The organism is Streptomyces sp. NBC_00273, from assembly GCF_036178145.1.
GTDB lineage: Bacteria > Actinomycetota > Actinomycetes > Streptomycetales > Streptomycetaceae > Streptomyces.
Genome location: NZ_CP108067.1, coordinates 10,102,785 through 10,121,497 on the forward strand (window position 1 = coordinate 10,102,785; position 18,713 = coordinate 10,121,497).

Genomic DNA, 18,713 nt, shown 5'->3' on the forward strand with positions numbered 1-18,713 from the left:
CGGTGGTCGTCGTCGCTCAGCTCGAAGCGATCCTCACGGACTGCGGCTATGAGGAAGCCAGCCAACGCCCCCGGTCAGGGCAGCTGCTGTCTTCTCCGGAGGACGACGTCTCGCTGGTGTTCAGCCTGTCGGACTCCCTGGGCGGGGCTCTCGCTGCGGCAGCGCCCGCCGACTTGGCGCGCGCTGCCGAGTCGTGGTCCATGACGGCCGAACTGCAGCAGTGCCAGGTTGACGCTCAGACGGCACTTGGCGTCCTGGAGGCCTTGGCGGGCCTGGCCCGGCGCGCTGGGGCTGCAGGCCTTCGCCTGTATTGCCAGTGGTCCCTGTGACCAGCGGTGTGCAGCGGTGTGGACTGGATCAGCCGCGGCGGGCACGCGGTTCTCCTTGGCGAGGAGTTCACGTCACTGGCGGGTGCGGTAGGAGCAGCTGGTGAGGGTCAGGACCTCGGCGTGGTGGACGAGCCGGTCGATCATCGCGGTGGGCACGATGTCGTTGGAGAAGGTATCTCCCCGTGATCAGCGATGCGATTCGGAGCTCGTGGTGGCTGGCCGCACGGGGACACCTGGGTAGGAGGAGATCCTCGGCGAGTGGCTACGGGGCACTGTCGTACCCGGCGCCTTGGATCCGGGCGTGGCAGACGAACAAGTAGACGAACCGACGGCCCGGCAGAGACTCGTCGAGCTCAAGCTGGCCAGCGAGGCAGCGCGCATCGAGGCGCTGCAGGAGCCGTACTCGGCGGAGCAGTGGCGCCACTGGCTGGAGGCGGCGGTCGTCTTCGGTGACGCGGTGACGGAGCACGTCAAGCAGTACGGACTGAATGAGTCCGGCAGTCCGGGCCGTTCAGCGGCTGGCCTCGATGCCTTCCAGCCGTGCCCGAGCCCGCAGCGGCGGAGCAGCGGGCGCCGGGCGGGTGTTCAGCGCTTCGGTCACCTGCTGGGCCGTTGTCGGGGTGAGGCCGGCGATGACGTGCCCGGACGCGAGGATCCGGGCGTGCGGGGCGTACATTGGCGGTTCCAGCTCGGCTGTTGCCCTCGCCTCGTGACCGCGGTTCCGCCGCGGATGGTCTCCAGGCCGGTCACGGTGGGTCAGGCGGCCGTTGTGCCAGGTATGGGACGGTAAGGCTCAGCTGGGATCCAGCTGCGTGGGGAGGTTTGAGTGGCCGTCGTGCAGATACACGGGACGCCCGGCCTTGCGGGCCTGGACGGCGGCGGCGAGCCGGTTCCGCATCCGGTTGCGAAGAAGTACGAGGGCTTTATCGATGGGGAGGAAAGCGGCTTCGGAGAGCTCGTCGTCTTGCGGGCGGACTCGGGCGGCTTCGTCGTCATCCAGGGTTCCGGCGTCGAAAACGAAGGAGAGCTGGTCGTCCCACGGGCCGTGGGGTGGCACCCAGTCGACGACGAGGAGTCCGCGGAGAGCTGCGTCCAGGCCGAGTTCCTCGCGCAGTTCGCGTGCGAGAGCGGCTTCGGGCGCCTCGTTGGCCTCGGCCATTCCGCCGGGCAGGTCCCAGCCAGGCTTGTAGGTGGGCTTGACCAGGAGCACGTGGCCAGCCCGATTGCGGATCAGTGCGTCGGCCGCGACGCGTTTGCGGGCCTGGGTGCGGTTGCCCTCGGCGAGGTAGGCGTACCAGGCATCGGGGTCATCGGGCGTGGGCCTCATGGGCGGCGTTTCTCCTGGGCGCGGTGATGATGTCGGCCATCAGGAGCTTCTGGCCCGGCGCGCGTCGTCGAATCGCACCAGGTACTGGCCGACCGGCCCGTACGCCGTGTGGGGTTCGAGGCGGCGGCGCAGGTCGTCGAGCTGTTGGATGACGCGTACGGAGCTGAGAGTGGGGCTGGTGGCGAGGAGGTCGTGGCCGACCTTCACAGCGGCGGTGAGGTCGCCGCGGCGGATATGGATGTCGGCCAGGGTGATCCGGGTCAGGGCCAGGGAGCGGGCACGGCCTGCCTCGCGCAGGGCGAGGGCATACTCGGCCTGGCCGAGAGCCTGATCGTAGCGGCCGAGGTCTTTGAGGATCAGCGCGGATTCGCTGGCCAGCGCGGCGGTGTCGAACGGGCTGAGCCAGGGGTGTACAGCGTCCGCAGGTTCCGCGATGGCCGCTTCGGCCTGGTCGAGGGCTTGCCGGGCGGGGGAGTGCTGGGCTGCTGCGGCCAGGGCGCGGGCGGTCATGGTGTGCAGGCGCGCGGTGAGGGCGGGGATGCGGGGACCCTGGGCGGCAAGGTGTAAACCGGTCCTGGCCCAGCGGGCTGCTCCCGGTCGGTCGTTGGTGTGCAGGGTGAGGTGGCTGGTGCTCGCGGCGATGTTGGCGGCGAGCGGTGCGTCGCCGGAGACCCTGGCGAGCGGGAGCGCGCGGGTGAGGTGTTTGACGGCGAGGTCGTCGTGGGCGGAGTCGTGGGCCATCCAGCCGGCCATCTCGGTGATGGCCGCGGCCGCCGCGAAGACGCCGGGACCGCTGGCGGTGTCGACGAGGCGGGGTGCGATCTGGTCTGTCAGGTGCCGGGTCACGGCCGCGTAGAGAAGGCCGCCGCCGCTTCGGCGGTCCGCGTCGCGGAACGCGTCGATCGCCTCAAGATCACTGGTGTCCGCGGGCAGATCGCTGATGGCCGGCGCTGAGGGCTCGGGCGCGGGTTCCCAGGGCCTGCGGGCAAGGCCGAGGAGGTGGCCGGGGATGCGGAGTCCGTCGGCGATTTGCTCGAATACCGAGAGCTTCTCCACGCGGCAGTTGCCGTTCATGTAGTCGTAGAGGCGGCCCTGGCTGATGTCCGCGGCGGCGGCGAGCTTGCGTGTGCTCACGCCGCGGGTGTTGAGGAGCGTGAACAGGGTGCCCATGTCCCGCTCGGCCAGGGCCTTGAGCATGCGCTCGTCGTCGAGTAGGCCGGCGGCGACAGTCGGCGGATCCAGTCCCTGACTGCCCATCATGGGCCCCTTTCACGCGGCTGGTTCGATGCTAGGGCCCGGCGCCGACAGCCGACTCCGGGTTGGAGTCACCTGCTGGAGTCTCCTGCACGGTGTGCGGAGGCGTTCACTGGCTGTCGGCCGCCGGATCCGGATGGCCTCCCCCTGATGCAGTCGGCCGCTGGACCCAAGGCGCCGAGGTCCGCTGCACCCCCTTTTCGTCCGCGGAGGGACACCCATGCCCGGACCGCCCTTTCCCTCTCCGTTAGGTCCCAGCCCGGAGTTGCTCGCCCGCGCCGAGGCCGGATGGGCTCGCTTCCTCACGCTCGACGACCCTGACCCGCTGACTGCGGACGAGGAGGCAGTGGGACAAGGCGACGGACCCGGGGCCACGTGCGGCGCTTCGAGGACGCGTCCCACTCCCGGCGCGCCTGTCGACGGCTAAGAAGGATCGTCCCGCACCGGTAAGGAGCGGCCCGCCGCACGACCCCTGTGGGGGACACGCTCACGGAACGTCCCGGGCCAGTACTGGTCGGTGTCCCCGGCGCTGGCCGTCCTTCAGGAGTTCTCCTTCGGCCGCGCGGTCGGGCGCGACCACCCCTTGTCACTGCACACCTGCTTCAGCCTGCCCGCTGCAAACGGGCGGGCCTTGGAGGCTTCCGTGAATCAGGACGTCCACAGCACCGCCGGCTACACGAACGCCGGCGGCATCTTCGCCTCGTGCGGTGCGCCGTACGTCACCTACCGTCGCCCCCACCCCCCAGCCGTCGTCGACTACATCGCGAGCCAGTTCGGCAGCGCGACGGTGCCCCGCATCCTTGATCTTGGATGCGGTCCGGGCACTCTGGCCCTCGACCTGGCCGAACGCGGCGCCTCCGTCACCGCAGTCGACGTGTCGGAGGAAATGCTGGCCGCCGGCCGCGACTGGGCGGACGTACGCGGCGTCCGGTCGGTCACCTGGTGTCAGGCCGATGCCACCGAAGCGGCGGACCTGGCGACGGACACGGGGCTGTTCGATGGGGCCACCGTCGCGGACGCGTTCCACTGGATGGACCGGCCGCGCGTCTTGGCGGCCCTCGACCGCGCCGTCCGGCCGGGCGGGTTCGTCGCCGTCGTGGGGTACCGGGCTCCCGGTACGCAGCGCGAGTGGTGGCATCCGCTGCTTGAGCAGCTGCGCCTGCGCTGGCTGGGATCGGTGAACCTCGCGGGCCCGGCCACCGCGTACGTGGAGCCGGCCGGTGGCCACGAGGAGGTCATCCGCCGGTCCGTCTTCCGTCAGCTGTCCGTCCTGCGCGCGGACTACCGGCGGACCTACACCCTCGATGAGTTGGTCGGCCTGCAGAGCACGTACGCCTACTCGTCGGCGGCGACGCTCGGTGACCGGCAGGGCGCGTTCGAGGAGGACATGCGCCGGACGCTGATGGCCGCGCGCCCCGACGGCGTCTTCGAAGCCGACCTCCAGGCCGCCGTGATCGTCGGCCGCCGCCCAGCCGCGGGCTGAGACCGCGCCCGCGTATGGCGGCCGCCCGGCGATGCCGGATCCGGTATCGCCGCAACCACAACCCCGCGCACGGCGCGGGATCACGGGAGGAACAGGATGAAGGTCATCGTCATCGGTATGGGCCGTCTGGGTGTGCCCTATCTGGCCGCCCTGGCCGAGCTGGGGCACGACGTTCTCGGCGTCGACATCAATCCCGAGACGCTGGAGGAGCTGCGGGCTGGACGCTGCCCGTTCGACGAGCCGGGCGTCACGGATTACATCGCCAAGCACACCGCGGCGGGCCGGCTGCGCTTCACTGACTCCTACGACGAGGCCGCGGCCCATGGCGAGGCCTTCTTCCTCGCGGTGTCGACGCCGCAGCGCGAGGGGGCCATGAGCATGGACCTCAGCGCGGTCGAGGACGCCATCATCTCCATCGCCCGCCGCCTGAGTCGGGACGCGGTGTTGATCGGGAAGTCGACGGTGCCGGTCGGGGCCGGTGCACGGTTGGCGGCCCTCGCGGCCGCCGAGGCCCCGGAGGGCGTACGGCTGAGGGTGGGGTGGAGCCCGGATTTCCTGCGCGAGGCGCTGTCCATGGAGACCACGCTGCACCCGGCAAGGCTCGTGCTGGGATCGTCGGACGCCGACCGGGCCGTGGTGGAGGGCGTCGTCCGACGGGTGTGGGGCGGCTGGCTGGAGGCGGGAGTGGAGCTCCTGAGCACTGACTTTGTGACCGCCGACCTTACCAAGGCGGCCTCCAACGCCTTCTTGTCCACGAAGATGTCGTTCGCCAACCTGGTGGACGACGTCTGCCAGGCGGCGGGCGCGGACTTCGGGATCGTCTCCAGAGCGATGGCGCTGGATCCGAGGATCGGGTCGTTTGGCTTGACGGCAGGCCTCGGCTGGGGCGGTTCGTGCCTGGGCAAGGACATCCGTGCCTTCGCTGAGCGCGCCGCGGATCTGGGCGAGAGTTCGGCTGCCGAGTTCCTGTCCACCGTGGACGCCACCAACACCAGGCGCCGAATGCTCGCTGTCGAGCACGCCGCCGTCGTACTGCCTGGTGGTCTGGACGGGGCGGTCGTGGCGGTCTGGGGGGCCTCGTTCAAACCGTTCGTCGGGGACATCAGCGACTCGCCTGCGCTCGACGTCGCCCTGCGGATGCGCCGTGCGGGAGCGGACGTCCGTGTTCACGACCCAAGCGTCAATGACCTGGTGCGGCGTCGTCACCCCGACCTCACGGTGGTCGACGCTCCTGCGGAGGCTCTCCTTGGCGCGGGTGTGTTGGTGGTGGCCACTGACTGGCCGCGCTACACCGCGCTGGACCCTACCTCCCTCGTCGACAGCACCACCCGGACTGTCATTGACGCCCGCCGCTGCCTGGACCCCAACCGCTGGCGGGCCGCCGGGTGGGACCACCAAAGGCTCGGGGCGTTCCGCCACCACACCGCCCCGGAGGCCTGATGTGACGCGACTGTTCGAGAATGCGGAGTCCCACCGCGGCGTCCCCGGGACTCGGGGATGGGTCGTCGCGCCCCTGGGGCGCCTGGGTGACCCGGCGCCGCAAGGGCGGTACATCCTGGTCGCCCAGGACCTGACCCCGACGGACACCGCCGCCCTCGACCTCGCCCTCGTGGCCGGGTTCTGCACCGCCGAGGGGGGACCCACTTCCCACACGGTGCAGGTGGCGCACGGCCTGGGCATCCCGGCCGTCGTCGCGGCGGGCTCCGGGATTCTGACCCTGCGGCCGGGAACCCTGTGCGCGCTCGACGGCGACGGAGGCCTCCTGCACGCCGGACTGGACGGCCCGGACCTCCAGGCGGCGACGGCCCGCGAACGCGAGCGGGGCGAGCGGGACCGGCTGCGACGCGAAGCCGCCCTGGCCGCAGGACCCGCCCCGGGCGGGGTCACCCTCTCCACCACGTTCGTGAAGCCATCCCAGGCCGAACAACTCGCGCGCAGTGCCGCCAGCGGGATCGGGCTGCTGGCCACCGAACTCCTCTTCCTGGGACGCGAGGCCGACATCACCGACGAGGCCGCCCACCACTGTGCCTACCGCGACCTGGCCCGGACGGTGGGGGACGCGGAGATCACCGTCCGGACCCTCGACATCGGCGGCGACAAACCGGTCCCCGCCCTGAACCTGCCCAAGGAGGACAACTCCTTCCTCGGAGTCCGCGGTATCCGCCTGGCCCTGCGCCGCCCGGACGACCTCCTGATCCCCCAACTGCGGGCCCTCTACCGCGTGGCCGCAGCCGGGGGACGGTTGCGGATCATGTTCCCGATGGTCACCACCGCCGAGGAGTTCACCCGGGCCGCGGAGATCGCCGAGGACGTCCGGGCCCGGATCCGGGCGCCGAGGGTGCCGCTCGGGGTGATGGTGGAGGTGCCGGCCTGCGCGCTGGCCGTCGACCGCTTCGTCGAGCACGTCGATTTCCTCAGCATCGGCACCAACGACCTGACCCAGTACCTCCTGGCGGCCTCACGCACCAACCCTGCCCTCGCCCGCGACATCGACCCCCTGCACGTCGCGGTGAGCCGCACCGTCGGCCACGTCACCGACACCGCCCACGCGGCCGGTGTGCCGGTCACCGCCTGCGGCGGCCTCGCGGCCAGCCCCGTGGGCGCCGCAGTACTGGCCTCACTCGGCATCAGCGGCCTGACCGTCACGCTCCCCGCACTCCCCGCCGTCCACGAGGCCCTCACCCGCCTCGACCACGACGCGCGCCAGGCGATCCGCCACGAGGCCCTCACCACCGGCGGCACCTCCCGCCTCACGGAGCACGTCACCGCCCTCCTGGGCCTCTGACCGACCAGGCCCGCACACCCGGGCCCGCGGCACGGCGCGTGCCCCGGGCCTGATCCCGACACCTTGACCGGAAGGGTCGACTTCGTCATGCCCTCGACCACGCCCCGCCCGATCAACGTCCTGCTGATCGGCGGCTGCGGCCACTGGGCCGCCACCGAGAACCACATCCCAGCCATCCTCACCCTGCAACGCCAGGGATTTCCCGCCCGGGTCGGCGCCATCTGCGACCTGCGCGACCCCTACGACGAGAACCTGCTGCGCCACATGCCCGACCTGCTGGACCTCCTCCGCTGGGACCGGCCCCAGTGGATCCAGCCCCGCCCCGGCGAGCCGGCCGAGGACCTGGAGCGCCGCCTGGACGCCGCGCACGCCCGTCGGCCCTTCGACGTGGCGATCGTGGCCTGCGACCCCGTCGCCCACCACCCCTACCTGCACTGGGCGACCAGCCGCGGCATCCACGTCCTGTGCGACAAGCCGATCATCGCCGTCGCGGACGCCGCCTGGGACGTACACGCCGCCGCCACCATCGACACCCAGTTCGACACCCTGCTCAAGGCCCACCTCGACAGCCCCGGCCACCTGTTCGCCCTGCCCATGCGACGCAGAGCCAACGACGCCTTCGTCGACTCCTCCCAGCTCATCGCCGAGGTCTACGAGAACCACGAGCAGCCCCTGACCATGGGCAACTTCACCGTGACCGGCGGCCACTTCCGCCTACCCGAGGAATACGCCCTCGGCAACGCCCACGGCTACACCAACGGCGTCGGAGCGCTCGCCTTCTCCAGCTACCACTACATCGACCTCATGGCCTGGTACCTGCGCCTGGCCCAAGGCCCCGTCACCGCCCTGCGCATCACCAACCACTACGTGCGGCGCGTGGGCGACTACCTCGGCACCGGCCAGAACCGGGCCCTCGAAGCCCTCCTGCGCCCCCGATCCGAGGCGCCGGCCCTGCCTGCCGACCTCGACCGGCGCACCGCACTCGCCGAGATGGACTTCGCCTTCACCCTCGAACTCCTCGACGACGCCCGGCGAGTCCACGGATACCTCACCTACACCTTCACCTCGAACAGCTACTCCCACCGCCAGATCGGCCTCCTCGACGCCGACCGCGCCGGACACCTGCCCTTCCGGGAGAAGGGCCGCATGTCCCAGTTCGTCATCGACATCCACCAAGGCCCGCTCCAGCACGTGCGCGTCAGCAAGAACGACGTCGTCGGCGACCGCTACCGCATCCGCCTCGAACACCGCCGCAACCCCCTGATCGACCCCTCCGGCGGACGCCACGCGGACACGCTGTACGAGAACGCGCACAGCGCCAGCAAGGTCACCCCCCAGGCAATGACCGCCGAGTTCCTGCGCGCCGCGGCTGGATGCACCCCGGACCAGTCCGTCGCCCGCCGCATGACCCACCTCGCAGGCCAGACCCTCACCCAGCGCATCTACGCGGCGATGTACCGGCTGATCGCAGCCCGCCACGAAGCCGACACCGCCGCCCACAGGACCGCGACGCCGCCAGTCCTCGTCGACATCCCCCGCTGACCCCACACGCCCACCACCCGAAGGACACCGGCATGAACGCCCTCCCGGCCGTGGACCACGGCATCCTCTTCTTCCCCCGCGGCGGCTCCTCCCTCGTCGTCAAGAACCTCACCGAGCAGACGATCGCCGCCGGCCGCCCCGCCCGCATCTTCTGCGGGTCCCTGGGGGAGCCGGGCACCACCTCCCACGCCGCCACGTTCTACGGCGACCTGCCCCTGGTCGTCTCCGACTACAGCCCGGCAGCCACCGCCCACGCGGCCGGGGCAGACGCCCTCGCCCAGACCGTGCCCCTCCACCCCAGCTACGAGGACCGCACCGCCGCCCCCGACCGGGTCTTCGCCGCCGTCGACCCGGCCACGGCCGACGCCATCGAGGCCTACTGGCGGCAACACCTCACCACCCACCACGCCGGCGAAGCCGGCCTGCTCCACCTGCACCACCTCACCCCCCTGCACGGCATCGCCCAGGGCCGGGACCGGCCGGTGGTCACCACCCTGCACGGCACCGAACTGAAATTCCTCGACAACGCCCTGCGCCGCCTCCACCTCGCCGAGCGCCTGGACCTGTCCATCGCCGACCTCGGCCGGCACTACCGCGACGCCCCCCAGGCCACCCTGCGGCGCATCACCCGGACCGCAGGCACCCCCGACCTCGACGAGGCCCAGGCCCTGCTCACCGACCACTGGCACATGTGGACCCATGCCCGCCACTGGGTCGACCGCATGCGCGCATACGCCCGCACCAGCAACCGGATCGTGGTCATCTCCGAACAGGATCGCGCCCTGGCCCAGTCACTGGTGGAGATCCCCGACAGCCGGATCGACCTCGTGCCCAACGGAGTCGACACCGACCGGTTCACCCCGCCCTCGGCCTTCGACGACACCGACCGCTACAAGATCCTTCACCGGTGGCTCGTCGACGACCCCCAGGGATGGCTCCCCGGCCAGGGCCCCGGCACCATCCGATACACCACCGCCGACGTCCGCCGCATCCTCCACGACGACCAAGGCCGCCGCCGCCCGCTCCTGCTGTGGATGGGACGCTTCCTCGCCTTCAAACACCTCAACCTCCTCCTGCAGGCCGTCGCCGTCCTGCGCGACCGCACCGCCGTACGCCCCGCGCTGCTCATCCTGGGAGGCCACCCCGGCGAATGGGAGGGAGACCACCCCCACACCCTCGCCTCCCAACTCGGCATTACCGACGACGTCCACTTCGCCGGATGGCGCCCCCACCACGACCTCATCGACGGCCTCCACTGCGCCGACCTCCTCACCGCCCCGTCCGTCGACGAGCCCTTCGGCCTGATCTACCTCGAAGCGATGGCCTCCGGCACCCCCGTGATCGCCTCCGCCAGCGGCGGCCCCCTCAGCTACGTCACCACCACCGGCCCCCACGCCACCGGCTGGCTCCCCGCCCCCGGCGACCTCGCCGCCACCATCGAGCAGGCACTCACCGACCCCGCCGAGCTGACCCGCCGCGGCCAGGCCGCCCGCCGCTTCGCCCACGACCACTACTCCTGGCGCTCCCTCACCCCCCGCTACCACGACATCTACGACCGCGTCCTCGCCGACCGGCCCTGAACCACCCAGCAGCCCGCGCCACGCCCTGACGTCCCACCCCCTGCGACGCGATTCCGGCAGTCCGAGCACAGCCGAGTAGGGTGTCGCCCGTGATCAGGGCGGCATCCGGGCAGACCAGAACAACCCGCCTGAACCGGCACGAAGAGAATGGACAGACCATGGCAGAGCGACGCATCGCGGTGTTCGGCGCCGGATACATCGGCCTGGTGACCGGCGCGTGCCTCGCCGAGCTCGGCCACCACGTCACGGTCCGGGACATCAACCCCGAACGCGTCCGCATCCTCCGCGCCGGCGACGTCCCCATCCACGAACCCGGACTCGGCGACATGATCGCCCGGAACAAGGAACGCCTCACCTTCACCGAGGACCTCGACCAGGCCCTCACCGGCGCCGAGATCGCCTACGTGTGCGTCGACACCCCGCCCTCCGCCTCCGGCGACGCCGACCTCACCCGCGTATGGGCCGTCGTCCGCTCCCTGACCGCAGCCCACGACCTGCGCGCCGTCGTCATGAAGTCCACCGTCCCCGTCGGCACCGGCGCCCGCGCCCGCCTCCTGCTGGACGAGATCGGACTGGCCCACGTCGGCTACGTCTCCAACCCCGAGTTCACCGCCGAAGGCCGGGCCATCACCGACTTCATGGCCCCCGACCGCATCGTCATCGGCCAGGACAACGACACCGCCGGCGCCCTCGTCGCCGCCCTGCACACCGGCATCAACGCCCCCGTGGCCACGATGGACGTCAAGTCGGCCGAGATGGTCAAACTCGCCTCCAACGCACTCCTCGCCACGAAGATCAGCTTCGCCAACGAGATCGCCACCCTCTGCGAGAACACCGGCGCCGACGTCACCGAAGTCCTCGGAGCCGTCGGCATGGACCACCGCCTCGGCGCCCACTTCCTGCGCCCGGGCATCGGCTGGGGCGGCTCCTGCTTCCCCAAGGACAGCGAAGCCCTGCGCCAGATGGCCTCCAACACCGGCTTCCACCCCCAGCTCCTCACCGCGGTCATCAACGTCAACAACATCCAGAAGCGCCGCGCGATCCAACACCTCAAGGACGAACTGGGCGACCTCGCCGGCAAGCACATCGCCCTCCTGGGCATGGCCTTCAAGCCCGGCACCGACGACATGCGCGAGGCACCCTCGACCGTGCTCGCCGGCCGCCTGCTCGCCGAAGGCGCACACGTACGCTCCTGGGACCCCCTTGCCCGCCCGGCCGCCGGGGAGCCGTGGGACTCCGTGACACGCGCTTCGACCCCGCAGCAGGCACTGGCCGGAGCGGACGCGGTGGTGATCGTGACCGAGTGGCCCGAACTCGCCGAAGTCAACTGGGCCGAGGCCCACAGCGCCATGCGCACCCCGGTCATGTTCGACGGCCGCAACCTCCTCGACCCCGCCCATATGCGCGAGATCGGGTTCCGGTACACCTCCGTCGGCCGTCCCTGACTGCCCCAGATCACGACCCCAGCCCCATCCCGGCCGGCGATCCGATGGTCGAGTCACAGGGCGCCGCGCTCCAGGTACGCCGATACGCGTTCCGCCGCGTAGGTGCCGTCCGGTAGCACCGCGTCGGTCAACTCGAACTGCTCCCGCTTGCCTGTGGGGTCATTCCAGGTGACCCGGGTGCCGGCGAGCCGGCTGCTGGGCAAGTGGACGGGTTGGCCGTCGGCGGCACGGGCTCCGAGCAGGGTGTAGGTGCGGACCGGCCGCACGGCCTCGCTGGCCGCGATGGCCGGGGTCGCGCCGGGGCTGGCCTGGTTCCGGCGCCGGCGGAGCCAGCCCCAGGCTGTGGCCCCCGCCAGCAGCGTGAGGCCGCCCAGGGTCTCCGTGGTCCAGCCGGTGAGCACGTCGGTGAGCATGGTGGTGTCCTTGTCTCTGTGTGATGACGGGGCGGAGCATGAAGCGCCGCGCATTGACGTCGCGTCCTGGGCGGGACAGTGCTGGTGCGGGGGGTTAGCCACGCAACCCCCTTCAGGTCTACGCCATTTGAGCGGACGATCTCCGCGGTGACCGGGCGGAGGTAGGGGGGCTCTAAAAGGACGCCACCGTTACGTCATGGGGTAGCCCTTTGGCTTCAATTCCGCGGGGAGTCACCGGATGAGGTGAAAGCTCGGTCATGGCCCTGAAGGGCGTCGGTACCTTCCCTGGCATGTCCACTGACACCCCGAGCGCGGCCGATCAGCTGCTGCTCGACCACGCGCACCGCCACGGCTTCACCGTGACCGCGAAGATGCTGGAGGTCTGGAGGAGCCGCCGCCTGCTGCCCGGCAATGTCCCCGGCGGAGGCCTGGGCCGCGGCAGGGGCAGCACCTCCACTCCGGCGCCCGAGAGCTTCGACCTCGTCCTCGGCCTCGCCCGTCACGCCGGCCGCGGCAAGCGCCCGAACGACGTGGCACTGCTCCTGTTCGACGAAGAGCTCCCCGTACCCGAGCAGACGGTACGGGCCGCCTTCACCGCCGCGGTGGACACCCTCACCGTCCCCGGCGACGACGACCCGGACACCGACCCGGAACAACGGCTCGACGACCTCGCCGACCACATCGCCGACGCCGGCCTGACCGTGACCCTGGTCCCCGCCCGGGCCCGGCGGATCGACGAAGGCATCGCCCGCCTTGCCCGAGCCGGCGGACACACCTGGCCCCCGGCTGAGCTCACTGCCTTCGACGAGAACCCCGGCACGCCGACCGGCACACCCAAGGACGCCGCGCTGGCCGCGGCCGCCGCGGCCATCAACGGGACGATGTCCCTGGAGGACATCAGCGACCTGCTGCGCGCGATGAACCCCACCGCGACGGCCAACCCGATCGCGTCCCTCGTCGAGACCACCCGCAAAGACGTCCCCGAGTTCGCCGACGCGGTCCTCACCGACGACCACCAGTTGGCCCTTGGCCCCGTGCGCGATGCCCGCGACCATCTGCGCGACCTGGCCGCCACCGCTCCGCTTCAGGACCTGGCGCGGACTTGGAAGACCGCCGCCGGCGTACGGCAGTGGGCCCTGGACCTGTGCGACCGGGTCGATGGGGAACTCGCCACCGGGCAGCTGGGCGAGGCGGCCCTGGAGTGGATGAACGGCCGCTACGCGATGGCCGGCCTGGCCGTGCTCAGCACCCTGAAGGAGCGCGACCGGCCCCCCGTCCAGCACGCCCTCGACGCCCTGGTGCTGCTCTACCAGCTCGGGGAGTTCCACCGACTCGACCGGCTCATTCCCGGCTGCCAGTGGCACCTCCTCGCCACCGAGGGGCTGCTGCCGCCACCCGTCCGCGAGCAGCTCCAAGAGCTCATCGGCCGGGACGCGCCCTCTGCCGGGTAGGGGGCGATGTCAGACCGGCCTCGTAGCGTCGAAGACGAGGCCCCGGACCGGACGGGGCCCCGGAGGACCGAAGGAGCGGGCCATGGGCGAGATCAGCATCGAGCGACAGCACCTTGACCACCTGCTGGCCGACAGCGCGAGCACGTACGGAGCCCCCTACCAGCGGGCCTTCGCCCAGCTCGCCGCAGCGCACCGAGGCCAGCCCGTCGCCGAGATCCTCCCGCTGCTGCGCCGGGCCGCGGACGAGGCGCTGCTCGGCTTCACGGAGGCGGACCTCCGGGAACAGGCGCAGGCGATGAGTACGGGCGAGCCGTACGTCCTGCGCGTCACGGTGGCCTGACCACGGCTGTGCCCGTCAGACCTCCCACCACGCGGAGGTCAGGCCTTGCGCCGGTCGCGGCCGGTGTGGGCGAGGGCGTCGGCGAGCTGGTCGTGATTCATGGACGAGCGGCCCGGGGTGCCGGCCGCGGCCGCCTTCTCGTACAGCTCGGCCTTCGTCAGCGCCGCCAGCTCCCCGCCCTTGGCCGCCGGCCCGGAGCGCGCCCGCTTCTTCGCGGCCGGCGCCTTCCTGCCGCCGGCCGCCCGGGCGCCGGGGGAGGCGGCCTTCTCGCCGGTGTCCTTAGGACTGCGGGCCCGCTCGACACTGGCGCGCAGGGCTTCCATGAGGTCGACGGCGCCAGTCGGCTCCGTCGCCGGTTCGGCCTTCTCGACCGTCTCCCCGGCCGCCTTCGCCTTCACCAGGGCCTCGACCTTCTCGCAGAAGGAGTCGTGGAAGGCCTCCGGCTCCCACTCCATGGCCAGGGCGTCGATCAGCTGCATGGCCATCTTCACCTCCGCCGCCGTCGCCTCGACCGTCCCCGGCAGGTCGGGCACCTCGGCGTGCGGATCGCGCAGCTCATCGGCCCAGTGCAGTGTGTGGAGCGTGAGCAGGCCCTCCGTCTCCTCCGCCTTCAAGGCGACCAGGTACTCCCGCCCGCGCATCACGAACGTGGCGATGCCGGCCTTGTTCGACTCGGCCAGGGCGCGCTCCAGGAGAGCGTAGGGCTTCCCGTACTGGGCTCCCCGGGGCCCGAGGAAGTACGTCTTGTCGAAGAAGACCGGGTCGACGGTGTCCAGGTCGACGAAACCGGCTACGTCGATCGAATGGGATCGGCCGGGAGCGATCTCGTCGAGCTCCTGCGGCTCGACGATCACGTACTCGGACCCGGTGTCGCAGCCCTTCACGATGTCCGCGAGGTCCACCTCGTCGCCGGTGCGCTCGTTCACGCGCCGGTTGCGGATCCGGTCCGCAGTGCCGCGCTGGAGCTGGTGGAAGCGGATCGTGTGGCTGTCCGTGGCCGTGTAGAGGCCCACGGGAAGGCTCACGAGCCCGAACCCCAAGACCCCCGTCCACACCGGTCTGGCCATCGCCCGCACCACCCTTCGACCTGGGCGTCTTCCCACCCTGCGCCCCATCACCCCCACCGGCAACGGCAGCCAGACCGCAGTGCCGCCGGCCGCCTTCCGATGGGGCAGGGAAGCCCTCGCCGGGGCGCTGTCAGGGCCCTTCCACCTCGCCGCCCTCCCGCGTCCAGGACCGCACGGTGTGCTCTCCCTGGGGCCCGTCCTCGACCAGCTCGATTCGAACTTCCGCCTGACTGCCATAGCGGCCGATGAGTCCCCTGAACTTCCGCTCGGCGGTCTCGGAGTTGTCCCAGGTGTCGGTGACGGCGGGGGAGGGATGGGGGCCGAGCGAAGTCTGACGTGGAACGGCACATGCGGATCATGAGCGGTCGGAACCTCTACTGCAAGCCGCGGGCCAGGGGCGGCCGCCACCCCTGATCCTCCTCACCACCCGCTGTGAGGTCACCACACCCTGTTGTCGAAATGATGTTCCGCGCCAGGTGGGATGCGGGTTACTGTCCCTATTCTCGGCAAGGTGGTCGCCGTCCCGGGCGCGCTGGCCCAAAGCACCTCGCGCCGCTGGCGAGCCTTCCGCGACACGGGGCACGCACCCAGCTCCTTCACGAGCCAGCAGGAAGCCCAGCCACAACCAGCGCGATGACAGGACCCGACTTGACCCTGATGCCAGGAGCACGCGTGCCGGGACGGACCTGGACGGTCCGCATCACTGGCCACCCCGATCACACCGTGTCCGTCACCTGCAGCACCGCCGCGTGCCGGATGCCGCCCCGCTCGAAGGACGCCGCGAGCATGCGCCGCTTCGCCGCCGAGCACATCAAAGCCCACGGACGCCTCGCCGGCGCCCGCCCCAACGCCGCCTGCAGCTGTGGCAACGCGCAGTGCGCCCTCCACGAAACCCCCGTCCACTGTGCCGGCACCAGCCTGTTGGTGCTTGTCCACAACCCGGCCGTCGGCCAGGTCTGGACCCTGGCAGACGTCTGCCAGGCCTGCGCCCGCCACATCCCGCACATCACCATCCTGGCCACGGGCAAGCCAGCTCGCCCCACCCCCGCGGCCCCTTCCGTGGAGCAGCCGGCGCAGCGCGTCGCGGTGCCGGGTGGATTCTCCTCACCTGAGGCTGCACCTGATCCCGTACCGGGACAGCGTCGCCCGCACCGACCCAACCGTCCTCGGCGGTCTCGGGGCTGAGTCAGGCGAGACGGCCCCTGCTCTCCCCGGCCGGCGGTCAGCCATTTCGCGGCCTCTCGCCCGGCTGGTCACTCCTCGGTGAATGCTCTGAGCCGGCCCCGCTGGGTTTCTCCTCCGCGATCCGGGTGTCGAGCACGACCTGATCGGCGTAGGGCGCGACAGCGGCGAGGACCCGGCGGTGGAGTTCGGCGCTGTGGACCGTCACCGATATTCCCCTCCGGGCGACAACCGCCCCACCGCCGCTGAAACCCCACTCCCGGTACCGCCGTGCGGCAGACGGTGGCGCGGTGGCCCACACCGTGGACAGGGGCCGTACCAGCAGGCCGCCGCCTGCCTGGTGGTCGAAGCAGCGGGCGGGACGACGCGGCACGCACTGGCCACGGTCGTCCGTGTCCACTGAACCGACGCACTGGCGGCGTTGTCAGTGCGGGGCGCGATGATGACCTTCATGACCGAAAATAGTGCCCTGCTCTCTCCTGCCGCCTACACGGAGGCCGTGAACGCTGCCGTGGCGGCGTCGGCCGCGTACTACGGCGACGGGACCACCCCGCTCGGTGACGACGAGTACGACGGGCTGCTGCGCGCCATCGCGGCCTACGAGGCGACCCACCCGGACGAGGTGCTCGCCGACTCGCCGACCGGGAAGGTGGCGGGCGGGGCGGTGCAGGGCGACGTGCCGCACTCGGTGCCGATGCTCTCCCTCGACAACGTCTTCGACGCCGACGAGCTCGCCGAGTGGGCCGCGGGGCTGGAACGGCGTCTCGGGCACCCCGTGGCCGGGTGGTGTGTGGAGCCGAAGCTCGACGGCCTCGCGGTGGTCGCCCGCTACCGGGGTGGCCGGCTCGTTCAGGTCCTCACCCGCGGCGACGGCCTGGCCGGCGAGGACATCACCCACGCCGCCGACGCCGTCCTCGGCCTGCCACCAGTCCTCACCGAGCCGATCGACGTCGAACTGCGCGGCGAGGTACTGCTGACAACTGCGCAGTTCGAGGAAGCCAACCGAATCCGGCTCGCCCACGAGGCCACGCCCTTCGCGCACCCGCGCAGCGGCGCGGCCGGCACCCTGCGGGCCAAGGACCGCCCCTACCGCATCGAGTTGACCTTCTTCGCCTACAGCGCGATCGGCCTGAACGACCTCGGCCACGCCGCTCTGCTGGAGAACCTGGCCGCACTCGGCGCGAACACGGCGGCCAGCACGGCCGCCGCCCCGATGCGATGCGAGACCGTGGAGCAGGTGCAGGAACGTATCGACGTGATCGCCGGCCTGCGCGCAGACCTGCCGTTCGGGATCGACGGTGTCGTCGTCAAGGCCGACACGGCCGAGGACCAGCGCCAGGCCGGCAACGGCTCGCGCGCCCCGAGGTGGGCCGTGGCCCGGAAACTCGCGGCCGAACACAAGGTGACACGCCTGCTGGCGGTGGAGTGGAACGTCGGCCGGACCGGAATCATCGCCCCGCGCGCCGTCCTGGAGCCCGTGATCATCGACGGGGTGACAGTCACCTACGCCACCCTCCACAACCCGTCCGACATCACCCGCCGCGGGCTCATGATCGGCGACCAGGTGTTCGTGTACCGGGCCGGCGACGTGATCCCCCGCGTCGAGGCACCCCTGGTCGACCAGCGCACCGGCGCCGAGACCCCGATCGTCTTCCCCGAGGTATGCCCCCGCTGCGGCGACGCGATCGACACCTCCGAGCAGCGGTGGCGTTGCGTACGCGGCCGGAGCTGCCAGGCCGTGGCCTCGGTCATCTACGCCGCCGGCCGGGACCAGCTCGACATCGAAGGTCTCGGCGGCACGCGCGCGATCCAGCTGGTGGAGGCCGGTCTCGTCAGGGACATCGCCGACCTGTTCACACTGACCCGAGAGCAGCTCCTCGGCCTGGAGCGGATGGGTCAGACCAGCGCCGCCAACCTCCTGGCCGCGATCGAGACCGCCCGCGGAGCCGCTTTGAGCCGCGTGTTCTGCGCCCTCGGGGTCCGCGGCACCGGGCGCACGATGTCCCGCCGGATCGCCGCGCACTTCGGCTCGATGGCCGCGATCCGGGCCGCCGACGCCGACACGCTGGCCGGGGTCGACGGCATCGGCACCGAGAAGGCCCGCGTCATCGCGGCCGAACTCGTCGAACTCGCCCCGCTCCTCGACAAGCTCCAGGCCCAGCAGGTCGGCATCCAGGTCGCCGAGCCGCAGAAGCCCGCAACCGACGCGAACGACGACGGCGCGGACCAGGCGGGCGGCCCGCTGGCCGGACAGGCCGTCGTGGTCACCGGCTCCATGACCGGCCCCCTCGCGGTGCTGTCCCGGAACGAGATGAACGAACTGATCGAGCGGGCCGGCGGAAAGGCGTCATCGTCGGTGTCCAAGCGCACCACCCTCGTGGTGGCGGGCGAGAAGGCCGGCTCCAAGCGCACCAAGGCCGAAGAACTGGGCATCCGCATCCTCGACCCCGAGGAGTTCGCCGTCCTCGTCGCCGACCTCCTCCCCACCACCTAGTGTTCTGCGCCAGAAATCTCA

Annotated in this window: 16 protein-coding genes and 1 pseudogene; 11 read left to right on the forward strand and 6 right to left on the reverse strand. The window is 71.4% G+C overall.

Annotation, left to right across the window (positions count from 1 at the left end):
- Positions 1 to 2 precede the first annotated feature (2 nt).
- A complete protein-coding gene (locus tag OG386_RS45790) occupies positions 3 to 329 on the forward strand; it encodes a hypothetical protein (protein WP_328786284.1) in 327 nt (108 codons plus the stop codon).
- Between the two features lie 72 nt (positions 330 to 401).
- On the opposite strand, the pseudogene OG386_RS45795 reads toward OG386_RS45790, so the two are convergent.
- The 4 genes and pseudogenes from OG386_RS45795 to OG386_RS45810 all read right to left on the reverse strand — a co-directional run.
- Positions 402 to 494 (reverse strand): annotated as a pseudogene (locus OG386_RS45795) (ATP-binding protein); the annotation flags it as partial.
- 346 nt (positions 495 to 840) lie between these two features.
- The gene (locus tag OG386_RS45800; protein WP_328786283.1) at positions 841 to 1,005 is read right to left on the reverse strand and encodes a hypothetical protein; all 165 of its coding nucleotides are present in this window, start codon (positions 1,003 to 1,005) and stop codon (positions 841 to 843) included.
- A gap of 117 nt (positions 1,006 to 1,122) precedes the next feature.
- On the reverse strand, positions 1,123 to 1,656 hold the full coding sequence (locus OG386_RS45805) for an NUDIX hydrolase (protein ID WP_328786282.1): 534 nt from the start codon (positions 1,654 to 1,656) through the stop codon (positions 1,123 to 1,125).
- A 39-nt stretch (positions 1,657 to 1,695) separates the two neighbouring features.
- Complete coding sequence (locus tag OG386_RS45810; protein WP_328786281.1) at positions 1,696 to 2,916, reverse strand: XRE family transcriptional regulator; 1,221 nt, start codon at positions 2,914 to 2,916, stop codon at positions 1,696 to 1,698.
- 637 nt (positions 2,917 to 3,553) lie between these two features.
- Here OG386_RS45810 and OG386_RS45815 point away from each other — a divergent pair.
- The 6 genes from OG386_RS45815 to OG386_RS45840 all read left to right on the forward strand — a co-directional run bounded on the left by OG386_RS45815 (position 3,554) and on the right by OG386_RS45840 (position 11,745).
- Positions 3,554 to 4,393 carry a class I SAM-dependent methyltransferase gene (locus OG386_RS45815; RefSeq protein WP_328786280.1) on the forward strand — a complete coding sequence of 280 codons (840 nt, stop codon included), beginning with the start codon at positions 3,554 to 3,556 and terminating at the stop codon, positions 4,391 to 4,393.
- 96 nt (positions 4,394 to 4,489) lie between these two features.
- Positions 4,490 to 5,833 (forward strand): UDP-glucose dehydrogenase family protein, encoded by a 1,344-nt coding sequence (locus OG386_RS45820; RefSeq protein ID WP_328786279.1) that lies wholly within the window; start codon positions 4,490 to 4,492, stop codon positions 5,831 to 5,833.
- 1 nt (position 5,834) lies between these two features.
- Positions 5,835 to 7,178, forward strand: a complete 1,344-nt coding sequence (locus OG386_RS45825) for a putative PEP-binding protein (RefSeq protein ID WP_328786278.1) — start codon at positions 5,835 to 5,837, stop codon at positions 7,176 to 7,178.
- A gap of 87 nt (positions 7,179 to 7,265) precedes the next feature.
- A complete protein-coding gene (locus OG386_RS45830) occupies positions 7,266 to 8,720 on the forward strand; it encodes a Gfo/Idh/MocA family oxidoreductase (RefSeq protein ID WP_328786277.1) in 1,455 nt (484 codons plus the stop codon).
- A 32-nt stretch (positions 8,721 to 8,752) separates the two neighbouring features.
- Entirely contained in the window at positions 8,753 to 10,300 is a 1,548-nt protein-coding gene (locus OG386_RS45835) for a glycosyltransferase family 4 protein (RefSeq protein WP_328786276.1), read from the forward strand.
- A 158-nt stretch (positions 10,301 to 10,458) separates the two neighbouring features.
- Positions 10,459 to 11,745, forward strand: coding sequence for a UDP-glucose dehydrogenase family protein (locus OG386_RS45840; protein ID WP_328786275.1), 1,287 nt, complete (start codon positions 10,459 to 10,461; stop codon positions 11,743 to 11,745).
- Positions 11,746 to 11,798: 53 nt separating this feature from the next.
- Here OG386_RS45840 and OG386_RS45845 read toward each other — a convergent pair whose 3' ends face one another.
- On the reverse strand, positions 11,799 to 12,158 hold the full coding sequence (locus OG386_RS45845) for a hypothetical protein (protein WP_328786274.1): 360 nt from the start codon (positions 12,156 to 12,158) through the stop codon (positions 11,799 to 11,801).
- Between the two features lie 290 nt (positions 12,159 to 12,448).
- Here OG386_RS45845 and OG386_RS45850 point away from each other — a divergent pair, with 290 nt between their 5' ends.
- Both OG386_RS45850 and OG386_RS45855 read left to right on the forward strand, forming a co-directional pair.
- On the forward strand, positions 12,449 to 13,609 hold the full coding sequence (locus OG386_RS45850) for a hypothetical protein (protein ID WP_328786273.1): 1,161 nt from the start codon (positions 12,449 to 12,451) through the stop codon (positions 13,607 to 13,609).
- 82 nt (positions 13,610 to 13,691) lie between these two features.
- Positions 13,692 to 13,949 (forward strand): hypothetical protein, encoded by a 258-nt coding sequence (locus OG386_RS45855; RefSeq protein ID WP_328786272.1) that lies wholly within the window; start codon positions 13,692 to 13,694, stop codon positions 13,947 to 13,949.
- 38 nt (positions 13,950 to 13,987) lie between these two features.
- Here OG386_RS45855 and ku read toward each other — a convergent pair whose 3' ends face one another.
- A complete protein-coding gene (gene ku, locus OG386_RS45860) occupies positions 13,988 to 15,064 on the reverse strand; it encodes a non-homologous end joining protein Ku (RefSeq protein WP_328793108.1) in 1,077 nt (358 codons plus the stop codon).
- 624 nt (positions 15,065 to 15,688) lie between these two features.
- Here ku and OG386_RS45865 point away from each other — a divergent pair.
- Together OG386_RS45865 and ligA are read left to right on the forward strand one after the other, a co-directional pair.
- Entirely contained in the window at positions 15,689 to 16,201 is a 513-nt protein-coding gene (locus OG386_RS45865; RefSeq protein ID WP_328786270.1) for a hypothetical protein, read from the forward strand.
- Positions 16,202 to 16,640: 439 nt separating this feature from the next.
- Positions 16,641 to 18,692: an NAD-dependent DNA ligase LigA gene (gene ligA, locus OG386_RS45870; RefSeq protein WP_328793121.1), complete on the forward strand. Its 2,052-nt coding sequence runs from the start codon at positions 16,641 to 16,643 to the stop codon at positions 18,690 to 18,692.
- Positions 18,693 to 18,713 lie beyond the last annotated feature (21 nt).

What these genes read in the sequence shown, in the direction of transcription:
- OG386_RS45805 (WP_328786282.1), bottom strand. Translation starts at nt 1,656, where the DNA reads ATGAGGCCCACGCCCGATGACCCCGATGCCTGGTACGCCTACCTCGCC.
- OG386_RS45840 (WP_328786275.1), top strand. Translation starts at nt 10,459, where the DNA reads ATGGCAGAGCGACGCATCGCGGTGTTCGGCGCCGGATACATCGGCCTG.
- OG386_RS45800 (WP_328786283.1), bottom strand. Translation starts at nt 1,005, where the DNA reads ATGTACGCCCCGCACGCCCGGATCCTCGCGTCCGGGCACGTCATCGCC.
- OG386_RS45845 (WP_328786274.1), bottom strand. Translation starts at nt 12,158, where the DNA reads ATGCTCACCGACGTGCTCACCGGCTGGACCACGGAGACCCTGGGCGGC.
- OG386_RS45830 (WP_328786277.1), top strand. Translation starts at nt 7,266, where the DNA reads ATGCCCTCGACCACGCCCCGCCCGATCAACGTCCTGCTGATCGGCGGC.
- OG386_RS45855 (WP_328786272.1), top strand. Translation starts at nt 13,692, where the DNA reads ATGGGCGAGATCAGCATCGAGCGACAGCACCTTGACCACCTGCTGGCC.
- OG386_RS45820 (WP_328786279.1), top strand. Translation starts at nt 4,490, where the DNA reads ATGAAGGTCATCGTCATCGGTATGGGCCGTCTGGGTGTGCCCTATCTG.
- OG386_RS45810 (WP_328786281.1), bottom strand. Translation starts at nt 2,916, where the DNA reads ATGATGGGCAGTCAGGGACTGGATCCGCCGACTGTCGCCGCCGGCCTA.
- ku (WP_328793108.1), bottom strand. Translation starts at nt 15,064, where the DNA reads ATGGGGCGCAGGGTGGGAAGACGCCCAGGTCGAAGGGTGGTGCGGGCG.
- OG386_RS45835 (WP_328786276.1), top strand. Translation starts at nt 8,753, where the DNA reads ATGAACGCCCTCCCGGCCGTGGACCACGGCATCCTCTTCTTCCCCCGC.
- ligA (WP_328793121.1), top strand. Translation starts at nt 16,641, where the DNA reads ATGACCTTCATGACCGAAAATAGTGCCCTGCTCTCTCCTGCCGCCTAC.
- OG386_RS45850 (WP_328786273.1), top strand. Translation starts at nt 12,449, where the DNA reads ATGTCCACTGACACCCCGAGCGCGGCCGATCAGCTGCTGCTCGACCAC.